This is a genomic window from Bradyrhizobium sp. SZCCHNGR1005, from assembly GCF_032489995.1.
Lineage (GTDB): Bacteria > Pseudomonadota > Alphaproteobacteria > Rhizobiales > Xanthobacteraceae > Bradyrhizobium.
The window spans coordinates 1,092,612-1,107,159 of the sequence record NZ_JAUEZC010000002.1 but is presented as its reverse complement, the minus strand read 5'-3'; the positions used below and the strand labels follow the sequence as shown (position 1 = coordinate 1,107,159).

Annotated in this window: 13 protein-coding genes; 3 read left to right on the top strand and 10 right to left on the bottom strand. The window is 64.6% G+C overall.

The annotated features are described in order from the left end of the window. Window position 1 precedes the first annotated feature (1 nt). From QXZ85_RS11225 to QXZ85_RS11210, 4 genes are all read right to left on the bottom strand, one after another. A complete protein-coding gene (locus QXZ85_RS11225; protein WP_315701789.1) occupies window positions 2-493 on the bottom strand; it encodes a chemotaxis protein CheW in 492 nt (163 codons plus the stop codon). 81 nt (window positions 494-574) lie between these two features. Continuing rightward, the gene (locus QXZ85_RS11220; RefSeq protein WP_316174094.1) at window positions 575-2,395 is read right to left on the bottom strand and encodes a methyl-accepting chemotaxis protein; all 1,821 of its coding nucleotides are present in this window, start codon (window positions 2,393-2,395) and stop codon (window positions 575-577) included. Between the two features lie 32 nt (window positions 2,396-2,427). Beyond that, the gene (locus QXZ85_RS11215; protein WP_315701791.1) at window positions 2,428-2,898 is read right to left on the bottom strand and encodes a chemotaxis protein CheW; all 471 of its coding nucleotides are present in this window, start codon (window positions 2,896-2,898) and stop codon (window positions 2,428-2,430) included. After that, a complete protein-coding gene (locus tag QXZ85_RS11210; RefSeq protein WP_315767569.1) occupies window positions 2,898-4,982 on the bottom strand; it encodes a chemotaxis protein CheA in 2,085 nt (694 codons plus the stop codon). The genes QXZ85_RS11215 and QXZ85_RS11210 overlap by 1 nt, the downstream gene beginning before the upstream one ends. A 410-nt stretch (window positions 4,983-5,392) precedes the next feature. Here QXZ85_RS11210 and QXZ85_RS11205 point away from each other — a divergent pair, with 410 nt between their 5' ends. Beyond that, entirely contained in the window at window positions 5,393-6,472 is a 1,080-nt protein-coding gene (locus QXZ85_RS11205) for an HD domain-containing phosphohydrolase (RefSeq protein ID WP_315765525.1), read from the top strand. A gap of 174 nt (window positions 6,473-6,646) precedes the next feature. Here QXZ85_RS11205 and QXZ85_RS11200 read toward each other — a convergent pair whose 3' ends face one another. From QXZ85_RS11200 to QXZ85_RS11180, 5 genes are read right to left on the bottom strand one after another with little or no spacing between them, the layout of a single operon-like run. Then, the gene (locus tag QXZ85_RS11200; protein WP_315767571.1) at window positions 6,647-8,353 is read right to left on the bottom strand and encodes a methyl-accepting chemotaxis protein; all 1,707 of its coding nucleotides are present in this window, start codon (window positions 8,351-8,353) and stop codon (window positions 6,647-6,649) included. Window positions 8,354-8,385: 32 nt separating this feature from the next. Continuing rightward, on the bottom strand, window positions 8,386-8,856 hold the full coding sequence (locus QXZ85_RS11195; RefSeq protein WP_315701791.1) for a chemotaxis protein CheW: 471 nt from the start codon (window positions 8,854-8,856) through the stop codon (window positions 8,386-8,388). Continuing rightward, entirely contained in the window at window positions 8,856-10,949 is a 2,094-nt protein-coding gene (locus tag QXZ85_RS11190; RefSeq protein ID WP_315767573.1) for a chemotaxis protein CheA, read from the bottom strand. Before QXZ85_RS11190 ends, QXZ85_RS11195 begins: the two co-directional genes overlap by 1 nt. Next, a complete protein-coding gene (locus tag QXZ85_RS11185) occupies window positions 10,946-11,311 on the bottom strand; it encodes a response regulator (RefSeq protein ID WP_315701793.1) in 366 nt (121 codons plus the stop codon). The genes QXZ85_RS11190 and QXZ85_RS11185 overlap by 4 nt, the downstream gene beginning before the upstream one ends. 15 nt (window positions 11,312-11,326) lie before the next feature. Next, window positions 11,327-11,629, bottom strand: a complete 303-nt coding sequence (locus QXZ85_RS11180) for an STAS domain-containing protein (protein ID WP_315701794.1) — start codon at window positions 11,627-11,629, stop codon at window positions 11,327-11,329. Between the two features lie 239 nt (window positions 11,630-11,868). Between QXZ85_RS11180 and QXZ85_RS11175 the strand changes: the two genes are divergently transcribed. Both QXZ85_RS11175 and QXZ85_RS11170 read left to right on the top strand, forming a co-directional pair. Continuing rightward, window positions 11,869-13,029 carry a patatin-like phospholipase family protein gene (locus QXZ85_RS11175; protein WP_315701795.1) on the top strand — a complete coding sequence of 387 codons (1,161 nt, stop codon included), beginning with the start codon at window positions 11,869-11,871 and terminating at the stop codon, window positions 13,027-13,029. A gap of 174 nt (window positions 13,030-13,203) precedes the next feature. Then, window positions 13,204-13,788 carry a PepSY domain-containing protein gene (locus tag QXZ85_RS11170; protein WP_315701796.1) on the top strand — a complete coding sequence of 195 codons (585 nt, stop codon included), beginning with the start codon at window positions 13,204-13,206 and terminating at the stop codon, window positions 13,786-13,788. 12 nt (window positions 13,789-13,800) lie between these two features. Here QXZ85_RS11170 and QXZ85_RS11165 read toward each other — a convergent pair whose 3' ends face one another. After that, on the bottom strand, window positions 13,801-14,532 hold the full coding sequence (locus QXZ85_RS11165) for a helix-turn-helix domain-containing protein (protein ID WP_315701797.1): 732 nt from the start codon (window positions 14,530-14,532) through the stop codon (window positions 13,801-13,803). Window positions 14,533-14,548: the final 16 nt, after the last annotated feature.

Below are 14,548 nucleotides of genomic sequence, written 5' to 3'. Positions count from 1 at the left end.
TTCATGATACGACACTGGCCGCTTCCAATTCGGCCTGTCGGGCCACCGGCATCTCGGTATCGGACATCAGACGCGCAAGATCGAAGATGATGATGAACTTTTCTCCCTTGCGGCCGATCCGCGCGATGTAGTCGGACTGCCAGCGCCCGCCGACGGACGGCACCGGCTCGGTCGTGCTTTCGTCGATGTCGGTGACTTCGAACACGCAATCCGCGACGAAGCCGACGCCGACGATGCGGTCCTCGATCGGAACGTCGAGGATGATGATGCGGGTCGCATCGGTCGGCGGCACGCTCGGCAGATCGAGCTTCAGCCTGAGATCGACGATCGGATAGCCGCTGCCGCGTACGTCGATCATGCCGAGCAGGAAATGCGGCGCATGCGGCAGCCGCGAGATCGGCCGCATGTCCAGGATCTCGCGGACGTTGCGGATGCTGATGCCGAACGTTTCCCCGGCGAGGCCGAGCGTCAGATATTGCGAGATGGCGGCCATGCTGACCTTCCTTGAACCTGTGGGAAACTTCAGATGCGGCGTGGCTCTCAGAGCGCCGCGCCGCATTGTCCGATGTCGAGCTCAACGATGAAAATCGGCGTCCCGCTCATCGCCGCCGTCGTCCAGCGTGAATGCAAAGCCGCCGCCTCCGGCCGCCTTCGCGGCGCGGCGCGGCGCGGCGCTCGGCGCCTTCTTAGGTCCGCGATCGGCCGCGGCCATCGTCGCGGCCTTGGCGCGGAGCTGACCGACCGCATGATCGATCGGCGCGGAAGCGGTGACCCTGGCAGCGGCCGCAGCAGGCTCGTCGATCCGGAAGAAGGAGATGGTGGCCTGCAGCTGCTCGGCTTGCGAGGCCAATTCCTCGGAGGTCGAAGACACCTGCTCGGAAGCGCTGGCGTTCTGCTGGCCGACCTTGTCGAGCTGCTGGATCGCCTGGTTGATCTGGGCGGAGCCGACATCCTGCTCGCGGCAGGCGGCGGTGATCTCTTCGACCAGTTCGGCCGTCTTCTTGATGTCGGGCACCAGCTTGGCCAGCATCGAGCCGGCTTCCTGTGCGACCTTGACGGTGTCGCCAGACAATTGTCCGATCTCCGCCGCCGCAGCCTGGCTGCGCTCGGCGAGCTTGCGCACTTCGGAGGCGACCACCGCAAAGCCCTTGCCGTGCTCGCCGGCGCGGGCCGCTTCCACGGCCGCGTTCAGCGCCAAGAGGTCGGTCTGCCGTGCGATCTCCTGCACGATGGTGATCTTCTCCGCGATCGTCTGCATCGCCTGCACCGCGCGGCCGACAGCGGCGCCGCTCGCTTCCGCGTCCTTGGCCGACTGCGCCGCGATCTTCTCGGTCTGGCTGGCGTTCTCGGCGTTCTGCTTCACGTTCGCCGCCATCTCCTCCATCGAGGACGAAGCCTCTTCGGCGGAGGAGGCCTGCTCGGTCGCGCCCTGCGAGAGCTGCTCGGCGGAGGCCGACAGCTCCTGGCTGCCGGCGGAGACGTTCTGCGCGGCGGTCAATGCCTCCGAGACGATCTGACGAAGCTTCTCGACCATCCGCTCCAGCGCGATCCCGAGCGTATCCTTGTCCGACAGCCGCTTGGCGTCGACGGTCAGGTTGCCTTGCGCAATCTGGTTTGCGACGGCCGCCGTCTCGTTGAGGTTCGCCGTCATCTTGTTGAGCGACTTGACCAGATCCCCGATCTCATCATTGATCGAGACGCTGATGTTCTGGCTGAGATCGCCGATGGCCACAGCGTCGGCGAGTCCGACGGCACGGGACAGCGCGCGGCTGATGCTGAGCGAAATCCAGAACGCTGCCACAATTGCGAGGACCAGCGACACCAGCACCAGGCTGATCATGATCATCTGCGCTCGCGCGCCATCCTCCCGCGCCTGGTCGGAGCGCTCGGCCATCAGCTTCTTGAGGAAGCCAGTGTAGTCATCGAGCGAGGCGAGGACGTCGCCAAAAGCCTTGCGGTCGTCCGTCACCGAACGCTCGATCCCCTTCGCTCTGTCTGCCTTGCCTACCTTGAAGGTCTGGTCCTGGACCGAATTCGCGTTGCTATAGATGGCTGAGAACTTATCCAGCATCTTCTTGCCGGTTTCGGTCGCCACGGCGTAGATCTCATCGTGGAGCTTGATCACCGAGGCGCGGAGATTGACGGTCTCGCCGATGTAGCGCTCGGTCTCGCTGTCCGTGGCGGCCATGAGAGCATTTTTCTCGGCCCGGATCTGCATGAGAACGTTTTCTTTCAGCGCGGCCGCCTTGTCCATGCGGCCGGCTGCGCCGACCAGAACTTCGGTTGTCGTCGCCATGTCGCTTAGTTTGAAATAACTGACGGCGCCTGCAACCATGAACAGCGTCAGCACAAGACCAAATGCACATGCCAGCTTGGCTTTGATGGTAAATCTCATATCAGCCCCACTCGTCCCAGCCCAGGACGTCCTTAGTTCAAAATGCGTTCCATATTCGGTACGATGACAAACTCTTCACGCCACTTGCTGATGCAGCGGATGTATTCCGGCCGCCAATGCATGCCGACCCGCGGCGTCTGCTGCACGTCGGCCCGCGTGATCTCGGTGACCTCGTAGACCTTGTCCGCGGTCAGCCCGACCAGCACCGGCTCGTTGTCCAGCTTGATCTCGATCACCACGATCCGGCTGTCGACCGAGGCGTCGGCTTGCGGCATCCCGAAGCGGACGCGAAGGTCCGCCAATGGGATCACATTGCCCCGCACGTTGATCACGCTCGCCACGAACGGCTTGGCGCCCGCCACCGGCGTCACCGCCACCGGATCGATGATCTCCCGCACCAGCTCGGCTTCCAGCGCGAACTTCTCCTCGCCCAGCCCGATCATCACCACCTGCAGCGATTGGTCGCCGGCCGCGGTCATGTCCCGGCTCTGCCCGATGCTCATCACGCCGCCTCGTTCATCTGCTTCTCGGCCTTCGCCTGCGCCAGCGCCACCAGCTGCGCCACATCCAGGATCAGCGCCGCGGTGCCGTCGCCCAGGATGGTCGCGCCCGAGAAGATCGTGACGTCCGAATGCAGCTTCGACAGCGACTTGATCACGGTCTGGTGGTTGCCGATGATCTGGTCCGCCACCAGCCCGACCCGGCTCTCCCCGGTCGAGATGATGATCGTCTTCTGGTGCGGGTCCGGCGTGCCGCCGGCATGCAGCAGCTCGCGCAGCCGCAGGAACGGCACCAGGCCGCCGCGCACATTGAGGAAGCTGCGGCCGCGCGAGCGCTGGTCCTCAGCCGTCAGCTCGACGCATTCCTCCACCGCCGACAGCGGGATGATGTAGCGGCCTGCCCCGACCCGGATCAAAAGCCCTTCGATGATCGCCAACGTCAACGGCAACCGCAGCGTCACCGTGGTGCCCTGCCCTGGCTTCGTCGCAAGGTCGATGGTGCCGCGCATGTTCTCGATGGTGCGCTTGACCACGTCCATGCCGACGCCGCGGCCCGACAGCGCCGAGATCGTCTGCGCGGTCGAGAAGCCCGGATGGAACAGATATTGGTGGATGTCGCTGTCGGACAGGCTCGCGCCCGGCGCGATCAGGCCCTGCTCCTCGGCCTTGGCGCGGATCCGCGCGGTGTTGAGCCCGCCGCCATTGTCGCGCACCGTCACCAGCACCTGGGCGCCGGAATGGATCGCCTGCAGCTCGATGCGGCCCGGCTCGGTCTTGCCGGCCGCGGTCCGCCTCGCCGTATCCTCGATGCCATGGTCGATCGCGTTGCGGATCAGGTGCACCAGGGGATCGGCCAGGCACTCGATCATGGTCTTGTCGAGCTCGGTGTCCTCGCCCGCCGTGATGAACTCGACCGGCTTGTCGAGATCGCGTGACAGGTCGTGCACCAGGCGGCGGAAGCGCCCGAACAGCGAGCCGATCGGCACCATGCGCGCGCCCATCGTGGTGTCGCGCAGGCTGCCGGCCAGCCGCTCGATCTCCTCGGCGATCATCTTGATCGACAGGTCCGAGCTTGCCGCCGCCAATTGGCTCAGTCTTGCCTGCGCGATCACGAGCTCGCCGACCCGGTCCATCAGCTCGTCGAGCCGCTCGGCCTGCACCCGCACCGTCGCCACCGCGCGATCCTCGCCGCGCTTGCCCTCTTCGCGCCGCGCTTTGGCCGGAGCTTGTGCGGCCGGCGCAGCTGCAGGTTCGGTGGCGGCGGGCGCGATGGCAGCCGGGGCAAGCGGCGCCTCCTCAACGGAGACGATTGGCACCGCGTCAACCTCAGCAACGATCGCCGCCGGCGTATCTGGTGCTGCAGCAACGGGCACCAGCGCCAGATCCGCCACCGCCAGCGGCGTCACCACGAGCTTCATCTCGTCGCACACGAACATGAAGACGTCGTCGATCGCGCTCCGCTCGCAGTCACACTGCAGCGTGACGTCCCATTTGAGATAGCAGTCGTCCGGCTCCAGCGCATCCAGCAGCGGGATGGCGTCGGTCAGCGGCACCGCAAAGCACGGACCCAACTTGCAGAGGTCGTCGAGCAGGTCGAGCGGGTTCGAGCCGTTGCGCAGCACCTGCTGCTCGAACTCGAGGTAAAGCTTCCAGCCCGCTGCACCGGCCGACGCCACGGCTGTCGTCGCGGCCGGCATCTCCGCCGCCTGCTCCCGCGGAGCCACGAATTGCCTGAGATCATCCAGGATCGCTTCGCCGATGATCGCGTCGGTGTCGTCCGGCGCCTCGATCAGCGCACGGATGTAGTCCCTCGCCGCCAGCGCGACCGAGATCAGATCCTCTGTCGGGCTGATCTCGCCCTTCCTCACCTGATCGAACGCGGTCTCGAACTCATGCGTGAAGGCTGCGACCTGGTCGAAGCCGAACATCGCCCCGGAGCCCTTGATCGTATGCAGCGCACGAAACGCAGTGTCGACAAGCTCCTTGTCTTCCGGATGCTGACCAAGATCCAGCAGCGTTCCTTCCAACGCCTCCAACAGCTCGCTTGCTTCCTGGCGAAAAACCTCGGAGGGATCGAGACTGCTCATGGCCGTCCCGCCTCATCCAATTTGGCGCTCAAGACGAACTCAATCGACGGCCGTCGATCGGCCTGCTGCGTGACGCCATGGCCATTACGGCTGGCCACCATGTCGCAACTGACAGGAAGCCGGAATTTCGAGTCGACAGGATCAGCCACGCATGCCCCCACACGATCTTGGCTCGCCGCGCCCTCGAAGCGCCAAGACGGCATCAGGGTAGGAATGGAGGATTAGGGAATTGCTAAAAAGCGATAAGAAAAATTTCCCGTATCATTACGTAAATGCGCGGGCAGTGAGCTTACGTCGACGATTGAGCCCGGCTTCTGCAAGGGACAGGGTGATTAACCGCGAGGTAAGAACCGGCCCCTAGCTTTGGCGACTTTGGTGCTACCGTCCAAATTTTCAGCAGAGATCGGCGGATGTTGACCCAAGCGCTCATCGTTGACGATAGCCCATCGGTTCTTGATTTCCTGAAGCGTCTCATCGAAGCCGACGGCGCAGTCGAGGCCAGCACATTCCTTGATCCCGTCCAGGCCCTGGACGTCGCCCGCGAGCGCCATTTCGACATCGTACTGGTCGACTATGAAATGCCGAAGATGGACGGCATCCGCTTCATCCGCGAGCTGCGTTCGCTGGCGGGCTTCAGCGAGACGCCGGTGGCAATGATCACATCGAGCGACTCCGACGACATCAAGCTGCGCGCATTGGAGGCCGGTGCGACCGACTTCCTTCCCAAACGTCCCAACAGCGTCGAAGTGAGGGTGCGCCTGCGCAATCTCGTCAGCCTCGGCCAGGCCGTCAGAAGCCTCAACGACCGCGCCTCGCATCTCGCCGTCGAAGTCGCAGCTGCAACGCGCAAGCTGCAGGAACGCGAGGAGGAGATCATCCTGCGCCTCGCGCTTGCCGTCGAATATCGCGACAACGACACCGGCGAGCATACGTTGCGGGTCGCCAAATACAGCCAGATCATCGCCGAGCAACTGAGCCTGCCGTCGCGCGTCTGTCGCGAGATCTATCTCGCCGCCCCGCTGCACGACGTCGGCAAAGTCGGGATTCCGGACCACATCCTGCTCAAGCCCGGCCGGCTCACCGACAGCGAGATGTCGATCGTGCGGACTCACGCCAAGATCGGGGAACACATCCTCGCGGACAGCGACTGCGACCTGATCCGGCTCGCGGCAACGATTGCGCTCGCACACCATGAGCGATGGGATGGCGCCGGCTATCCGAATGGACTGAAGGGGGCGGAGATTCCGATTGCGGCGCGCGTGGTCGCCGTGGCCGATGTCTTCGATGCGCTGACGACGCGGCGTCCCTATAAGGAGCCGATGTCGCTGCTGGACGCCCGCGACTATCTGGTCGGGAACCGGGCCCGGCATTTCGATCCCGATTGCGTCGACGCATTCCTGTCGCGCTGGGACGAAGTCGCGACGATCGCAACGACGCAGTCACTGCCGCCGTTCCAGCGCAAGGACCGGCCGTCACGGCTGGTGGCCTGAGCGCGGCCATCGCGCGCCAGTCCCAAACGCGATCGCCATCAAGTTCGAGAGAGCTTAGCCTTCACCCGGACTGCGTCTTCCGATGCGAATGCGCTCGCTGCCATCGAAGCCGGATTGATCCGGCTTCGATGAACTCCGATGCGCGATCGATGCAGGCCGGCGCTGCCGCCTGGCTCAGCGCTGGAAATCGCCGTCGCGCTCGTCCACGCCATCGTCCATCGCAAAGGCAAAGCCGCCGCCGCCGGCTGCCTTGAGATTGCGCCGCGGCGGCGCTGCCCGCCCCGGCGCGGACTTCTTGGCGCCACGCTCGACCACCGCCATCTTGGCCGCCTTGGCGCGCAGCTGGCCGACGGCGCGATCGATCGGCGCCCCAGTTTCCCCGGCCGCATCGATTGCGGCGTCGTCGATCCGGAAGAAGGAGATGGTGGCCTGCAGCTGCTCAGCTTGCGAGGCCAATTCCTCGGAGGTCGAAGACACCTGCTCGGAGGCGCTGGCATTCTGCTGGCCGACCTTATCGAGCTGCTGGATCGCCTGATTGATCTGCGCCGAGCCGACGTCCTGCTCGCGGCAGGCTGCGGTAATCTCCTGGACCAACTCTGCGGTCTTCTTGATGTCAGGCACCAGCTTCCCAAGCATCGCGCCGGCTTCCTGCGCCACCTTGACGCTGTCGGTCGATAGCGTGCCGATCTCCGCCGCCGCAGCCTGGCTGCGCTCGGCGAGCTTGCGCACTTCGGAGGCGACCACCGCGAAGCCCTTGCCGTGCTCGCCGGCGCGGGCGGCTTCCACCGCCGCGTTCAGCGCCAACAGGTCGGTCTGCCGTGCGATCTCCTGCACGATGGTGATCTTCTCGGCGATGGTCTGCATCGCCTGGACGGCACGGCCAACCGCGGCACCGCTGGTCTCAGCATCCTTGGCGGACTGCGTCGCGATCTTCTCGGTCTGGCTGGCGTTCTCGGCGTTCTGCTTCACATTCGCGGCCATCTCCTCCATCGAGGAGGAGGCCTCTTCGGCCGAGGAGGCCTGCTCGGTCGCACCCTGGGACAGCTGTTCGGCGGAGGCCGACAGCTCCTGGCTGCCGGCGGAGACGTTGTTCGCCGCGGTCAGCGCCTCGGTGACCACCTGCCGCAGTTTTTCCACCATGCCGTTGAGCGAACGAATGAGGTCTCCGATCTCGTCATTGCTCGCCGAAGGGATGGTCCGGTTGAGATCGCCGTTGGCGACCGCGCCCGCCAAATCGACCGCGCGCCCGAGAGCCCGGCTGATACTGAGTGAAATCCAGATGGCAGCCGCGATCGCGATCGCCAGCGACGCTCCGATGATGGTCATGAGCATGAATTGGGCTTGCTGGCCTTCGACCCGCGATTGAACCACCTGCTCAGCCAGCAGCTTTTTCGTGTTCGAGACATAGGCCGTCATGGCTTCGAGAGCCTCGGCCACCACCTTGCGGCCCTCGTTCATCGTGCGCTCGGTCGCCTTTGCCTTGTCCGTTCGGGCGAGCTTGAACGTTTCGTCCTGGAACGCCATCATTCGCGAATAGGCAGAGGAGAAGCCGTCGAGAAGCTTTCTTCCGGTCTCGCTTGCCAGACCATAGACCTCGTCCCTGGTCTTTTGCGTGACCTCCCGGCTCTTCGCGGTGTCTGCGACAAACTGCTCGGCCTGCTGCTCCGTCCCGAGGACGGCGTTCTTCTCGTTGCGAAGCTGGATCAATATCTCCTTCTCGATCTCCGCAGCCTTCTCCATCCGCTTCGCGCGCAGCGCCATGCTGTCTGCATTGGCGATCATATCGCTCAGCTTCATGTAAGCGATCCCGCCGGCCGCCATCGACAGGACGATGATCACTCCGAACGCACATGCCAGCTTGGCTTTGATGGTAAATCTCATATCAGCCCCACTCGTCCCAGCCCAGGACGTCCTTAGTTCAAAATGCGTTCCATATTCGGTACGATGACAAACTCTTCACGCCACTTGCTGATGCAGCGGATGTATTCCGGCCGCCAATGCATGCCGACCCGCGGCGTCTGCTGCACGTCGGCCCGCGTGATCTCGGTGACCTCGTAGACCTTGTCCGCGGTCAGCCCGACCAGCACCGGCTCGTTGTCCAGCTTGATCTCGATCACCACGATCCGGCTGTCGACCGAGGCGTCGGCTTGCGGCATCCCGAAGCGGACGCGAAGGTCCGCCAATGGGATCACATTGCCCCGCACGTTGATCACGCTCGCCACGAACGGCTTGGCGCCCGCCACCGGCGTCACCGCCACCGGATCGATGATCTCCCGCACCAGCTCGGCTTCCAGCGCGAACTTCTCCTCGCCCAGCCCGATCATCACCACCTGCAGCGATTGGTCGCCGGCCGCGGTCATGTCCCGGCTCTGCCCGATGCTCATCACGCCGCCTCGTTCATCTGCTTCTCGGCCTTCGCCTGCGCCAGCGCCACCAGCTGCGCCACATCCAGGATCAGCGCCGCGGTGCCGTCGCCCAGGATGGTCGCGCCCGAGAAGATCGTGACGTCCGAATGCAGCTTCGACAGCGACTTGATCACGGTCTGGTGGTTGCCGATGATCTGGTCCGCCACCAGCCCGACCCGGCTCTCCCCGGTCGAGATGATGATCGTCTTCTGGTGCGGGTCCGGCGTGCCGCCGGCATGCAGCAGCTCGCGCAGCCGCAGGAACGGCACCAGGCCGCCGCGCACATTGAGGAAGCTGCGGCCGCGCGAGCGCTGGTCCTCAGCCGTCAGCTCGACGCATTCCTCCACCGCCGACAGCGGGATGATGTAGCGGCCTGCCCCGACCCGGATCAAAAGCCCTTCGATGATCGCCAACGTCAACGGCAACCGCAGCGTCACCGTGGTGCCCTGCCCTGGCTTCGTCGCAAGGTCGATGGTGCCGCGCATGTTCTCGATGGTGCGCTTGACCACGTCCATGCCGACGCCGCGGCCCGACAGCGCCGAGATCGTCTGCGCGGTCGAGAAGCCCGGATGGAACAGATATTGGTGGATGTCGCTGTCGGACAGGCTCGCGCCCGGCGCGATCAGGCCCTGCTCCTCGGCCTTGGCGCGGATCCGCGCGGTGTTGAGCCCGCCGCCATTGTCGCGCACCGTCACCAGCACCTGGGCGCCGGAATGGATCGCCTGCAGCTCGATGCGGCCCGGCTCGGTCTTGCCGGCCGCGGTCCGCCTCGCCGTATCCTCGATGCCATGGTCGATCGCGTTGCGGATCAGGTGCACCAGGGGATCGGCCAGGCACTCGATCATGGTCTTGTCGAGCTCGGTGTCCTCGCCCGCCGTGATGAACTCGACCGGCTTGTCGAGATCGCGTGACAGGTCGTGCACCAGGCGGCGGAAGCGCCCGAACAGCGAGCCGATCGGCACCATGCGCGCGCCCATCGTGGTGTCGCGCAGGCTGCCGGCCAGCCGCTCGATCTCCTCGGCGATCATCTTGATCGACAGGTCCGAGCTTGCCGCCGCCAATTGGCTCAGTCTTGCCTGCGCGATCACGAGCTCGCCGACCCGGTCCATCAGCTCGTCGAGCCGCTCGGCCTGCACCCGCACCGTCGCCACCGCGCGATCCTCGCCGCGCTTGCCCTCTTCGCGCCGCGCTTTGGCCGGAGCTTGTGCGGCCGGCGCAGCTGCAGGTTCGGTGGCGGCGGGCGCGATGGCAGCCGGGGCAAGCGGCGCCTCCTCAACGGAGACGATTGGCACCGCGTCAACCTCAGCAACGATCGCCGCCGGCGTATCTGGTGCTGCAGCAACGGGCACCAGCGCCAGATCCGCCACCGCCAGCGGCGTCACCACGAGCTTCATCTCGTCGCACACGAACATGAAGACGTCGTCGATCGCGCTCCGCTCGCAGTCACACTGCAGCGTGACGTCCCATTTGAGATAGCAGTCGTCCGCCTCCAGCGCATCCAGCAGCGGAATGGCGTCGGTCAGCGGCACCGCAAAGCACGGACCCAGTTTGCAGAGGTCGTCGAGCAGGTCGAGCGGGTTCGAGCCGTTGCGCAGCACCTGCTGCTCGAACTCGAGATAGAGCTTCCAGCCCGCGACACCGCCCGCCTGCACCGGCGCCACGGCTGTCGTTGCGGCAGGCAGCTCCGCCGCCTGCTCCCGCGGAGCCACGAACTGCCTGAGATCATCCAGGATCGCTTCGCCGATGATCGCGTCGGTGTCGTCCGGTGCCTCGATCAGCGCACGGATGTAGTCCCTCGCCGCCAGCGCGACCGAGATCAGATCTTCCGTCGGGCTGATCTCGCCCTTCCTCACCTGATCGAACGCGGTCTCGAACTCATGCGTGAAGGCTGCGACCTGGTCGAAGCCGAACATCGCCCCGGAGCCCTTGATCGTATGCAGCGCACGAAACGCAGTGTCGACCAGCTCCTTGTCTTCCGGACGCTGACCAAGATCCAGCAGCGTTCCTTCCAACGCCTCCAACAGTTCGCTTGCTTCCTGACGGAAAACTGCGGTGGCGTCGAGGACGTTCATGCCCGCACCAGTTTGCCCACCACGGCCAGCAACTGCGCAGGGACAAACGGCTTGGTAATCCACCCCGTCGCGCCGGCGCTCTTGGCTTCCTGCTTGGCGCCGTCGCTGGATTCGGTGGTCAGGAAGACAATGGGCAAGCCAGTAAGCGTCGGCTGCTTGCGCAACGCTCGGATCAACTCCAACCCGTTCATCACGGGCATATTGAGGTCGGTGATCACCATGTCAGGCCGGCTGGCCTGAGCCTTGGCAAGTCCCTGAGCGCCGTCACCTGCCTCGATCACGCTGTGGCCGGCGGGCTCCAGCGTCATTCTGATCATCTGGCGCATGCTCGGAGAGTCGTCGACGGTCAGGATGGTCGCCATGGGCGCCTCTTCTTGTTAATGGAAATGATGCTCGATCATTTCGTCGCTGGTGAACCCGGCGCGGCGCATGGTCTTACGGAGCGCTTGCGAGAACGCTGTCAGAACGACCTTGCGTCCCTCGGCCCGGCCCGTTTTGGCCGTCGACAGCAGCAGCTGAATCGATGTCACATCCGCCTTATCGACGCTCGAGCAGTCGATTTCGAGTCTGTCGTGACGGCGAAAGGCGTCGCGGATCAGGTCGCACACGGCCCGGATCGCCGCAATGCTGCAGTCGGCCGGCAGACGCAACGCCTGTCTGGGTGGAGTCAGATCAGACATCGGTCAGCCTCCAAAAGCTCTGCGATCCACAGAACTCGTGACGTGAACCGCTTACCTCACGGACGATAGATTTGAGGAATGAGAAAAGCGTTAATGATCAGCAGTTGCGCGAGCTGACATGCATTGCGTGCGGCTGCGATGGTAAATCGAACACCAGCAGAGCCCTTTGCTATTGGCCATCAATAATGATACGATACAGTATCTTTTAGTTTTCGTTCAAAAAGGAAACGTGCGTGTCAATGGTTTCGAAACGTCGTCGATCCCTCGTCGCCGCGGCGCTGTGCAGCCTCGCCTGCATGCTGGCTGCATGCGCGACGGTGCAGCGTGCGACCTACTCCGCCACCGAGGCGAAGCGCGCGACCATCGACGGCTTCGGCGAAATCCGGATGTGGGCCGACGCGCCGCCGGAGAGTTTTGACCGTTCGTCGATCAAGCCCCGACAACAGCCGAACAAGCCGTTCGCCTACCTTGCGCTCTCGGGCGGCGGCGGCGATGGCGCCTTCGGGGCCGGCGTGCTCAACGGCTGGACCGAGACCGGCACCCGTCCTGAATTCACCATCGTGTCCGGCGTCAGTACCGGCGCGCTGATCGCTCCTTTTGCATTCCTCGGACCGAGCTATGACGCGACGCTGAAGGAGCTGTACACCAGCGGCCTCGCAAGTTCCTTTGCCGCCTCGCCCAACGCTTTCGGCGCACTGTTCGGGTCCTCGATCTTCGACGGCCAGCCGCTGCACGAGGCGATCAGCCATTATGCCACGCCGGAACTCCTGCAGGCGATCGCGATCGAGCACGCCAAGGGGCGGCGACTTCTGGTGGTGACGACGGATTTGGATGCCGCCCGTCCGGTGTTATGGGACATGGGAGCCATCGCCTCCTCTCCCTCCCCCCGCGCACTCGCGCTGTTCCGCCAGGTGCTCACCGCTTCGGCCAGCGCACCGGTCGCGTTCCCGCCGATGATGATCCAGGCATCGGCCGATGGCCGTTTCATCGATGAGATGCACGTCGATGGCGGGGTCTCGACGCAGGTCTTCACCTTTCCCGATCGCCTTTTGCGCCAGCCGGACGGCGCAAAGCTCCGCTTTGCGCCCAAGCCCGCGATCTACGTCATCATGAACGGGCGAACGTCGCCGGCGTTCGAACCCGTGGAGAATGGCACGCGGGCGATTGCGGTTCGCTCACTCTCGCTGAAAAGCAAGCGCGAGACGCGATCCTATCTCGCGGCAACATATGAATATGCCAAACGTAACGGCCTCGCCTTCAGCATGACCTCGATCGATGCATCGGTTCCCGAGAGCCCGGGGGTCGGCTTCGAGACCGACTACATGAGAAGCCTCTATCGTCTCGGCTATGACATGGCCCGCTCCAAACAGCTCTGGCAGCATTCGCCGCCCGAGCTGTGAACCGCGCCAAAACGGCGCAGAACTGCTATTGTCCGCAGTTGACACCTGCGTACGCTCGATATAAACGATACAGTATAGTTTTATTCATGAGGCTCTGCGATCGAAAACTGCCGCCACACTGTACGGCCAGTGCGGAGCGGGATGATCGACGCAGGAATGCACCAGGAGCAGCCGATGCCAAGCAAATATCTCCGCGCGCTTGTCCTGACCGGCGCACTGGCCTTCGGTCCGGCCCATGCCGTTTCGATCGAACCCCAGTCCCCCGCGACTGCTCAATCGGGAGACGACGGGAGTCTGTCTCAAGAGGCCGTCGATCGCGAACTCGACCTGTTTCGCAAGGCGGGGATCTCGCTGCGCCAGGCGCTGCGGATCGCCGAAAAGGCTCATCCGGGCTCCATCACGGCGGATATCAGCTTCGATGGGGCGCTCGGCGCGCCGCTGTACAAGGTCCGAACCGTCAGCAGCGGCCAGATCTTTGAATGCGAGGTGGACGGGACAACCGCGGAGATCAGGAACAGCACACCGTTCTCGTCGCTGCAGGGCCTGAACGAGATCGACCGCCGCAACCTGCTCGCGCTGCGCTCGGCCCGCCTCAAGATGTCCGATGCGGTGCTGATCGCGGAGAGATCGGCTGCAGGCAAGGCCATCGCCGGCGGATTGGCGAACAAGGACGGCCAGTTGAATTTCGTCATCATCGTGGTGAGCAAGGACGGCCTGAAGCAGGTGCAGCTCGAACCGGTGCCGCGCGCCAGACGCTGACCGGGCCTGGCGTCAACCCGCCTCCGGGCCGCACGCCGCGAGGAAGACATTGACGCGTTCGCGGATGAAGTCCGGCAGCTCCTTGCGGACCGTGGCCTCGTCGGCACCCATGAGACAGCCCATCAGGGTGGGAAGCAGGATCAGGTCCAGGAATATCTCGGCGGTCGCGGCCGCGCTCCGGCCCGCGGCTGCTCGCTTGGCCGTGCGTGTCGGCCCGCGGGTCATGTCCACCAGCAGCTTGCCGACCGCATTCTGCGCGTGGTCGCGCGAAGCGTGGTGCGCATCGCGGCTCAGCTTGGGAAAACGGCCGGATTCCGCGATGGTCACGCGCAGCAGACCGACCGCCTCTTTCAGCGCGCAATCGACGACGGCGCTGGCAAGATTGATCAGCTTCTCCTGTAGCGTCCGTCCCACGGGTGTATAGTTCTCGAAATCCGTCAAGCCGTGGACGACACGCGCCACGACGGCGATGAACAGCGCCTCCTTCCCGGAGAACCGCGCATAGATGGTCGGCTTGCTGGCCGGCGCGGTTTCCGCGATCTCGTCGATGGTCGCACCACCGAAACCGCGCTTCAGGAACACATGCTGCGCGGCATCGAGGATGCGCTGGTCGACGTCGCCGGCCAGGTCCTTGGGCGGTCTGCCGACCCGTCGCACCGGATCCGCACGCTTGGTTTTGGTCTGGGCTTTCGCCCGGGTCTTGACCTGGGGCTTAACCTGGGTTTTGGCCTGGGTTCGACTCATCCGGCGCGATCTCGAC

What these genes read in the sequence shown, in the direction of transcription:
- QXZ85_RS11225 (WP_315701789.1), bottom strand. Translation starts at nt 493, where the DNA reads ATGGCCGCCATCTCGCAATATCTGACGCTCGGCCTCGCCGGGGAAACG.
- QXZ85_RS11220 (WP_316174094.1), bottom strand. Translation starts at nt 2,395, where the DNA reads ATGAGATTTACCATCAAAGCCAAGCTGGCATGTGCATTTGGTCTTGTG.
- QXZ85_RS11215 (WP_315701791.1), bottom strand. Translation starts at nt 2,898, where the DNA reads ATGAGCATCGGGCAGAGCCGGGACATGACCGCGGCCGGCGACCAATCG.
- QXZ85_RS11210 (WP_315767569.1), bottom strand. Translation starts at nt 4,982, where the DNA reads ATGAGCAGTCTCGATCCCTCCGAGGTTTTTCGCCAGGAAGCAAGCGAG.
- QXZ85_RS11205 (WP_315765525.1), top strand. Translation starts at nt 5,393, where the DNA reads ATGTTGACCCAAGCGCTCATCGTTGACGATAGCCCATCGGTTCTTGAT.
- QXZ85_RS11200 (WP_315767571.1), bottom strand. Translation starts at nt 8,353, where the DNA reads ATGAGATTTACCATCAAAGCCAAGCTGGCATGTGCGTTCGGAGTGATC.
- QXZ85_RS11195 (WP_315701791.1), bottom strand. Translation starts at nt 8,856, where the DNA reads ATGAGCATCGGGCAGAGCCGGGACATGACCGCGGCCGGCGACCAATCG.
- QXZ85_RS11190 (WP_315767573.1), bottom strand. Translation starts at nt 10,949, where the DNA reads ATGAACGTCCTCGACGCCACCGCAGTTTTCCGTCAGGAAGCAAGCGAA.
- QXZ85_RS11185 (WP_315701793.1), bottom strand. Translation starts at nt 11,311, where the DNA reads ATGGCGACCATCCTGACCGTCGACGACTCTCCGAGCATGCGCCAGATG.
- QXZ85_RS11180 (WP_315701794.1), bottom strand. Translation starts at nt 11,629, where the DNA reads ATGTCTGATCTGACTCCACCCAGACAGGCGTTGCGTCTGCCGGCCGAC.
- QXZ85_RS11175 (WP_315701795.1), top strand. Translation starts at nt 11,869, where the DNA reads ATGGTTTCGAAACGTCGTCGATCCCTCGTCGCCGCGGCGCTGTGCAGC.
- QXZ85_RS11170 (WP_315701796.1), top strand. Translation starts at nt 13,204, where the DNA reads ATGCCAAGCAAATATCTCCGCGCGCTTGTCCTGACCGGCGCACTGGCC.
- QXZ85_RS11165 (WP_315701797.1), bottom strand. Translation starts at nt 14,532, where the DNA reads ATGAGTCGAACCCAGGCCAAAACCCAGGTTAAGCCCCAGGTCAAGACC.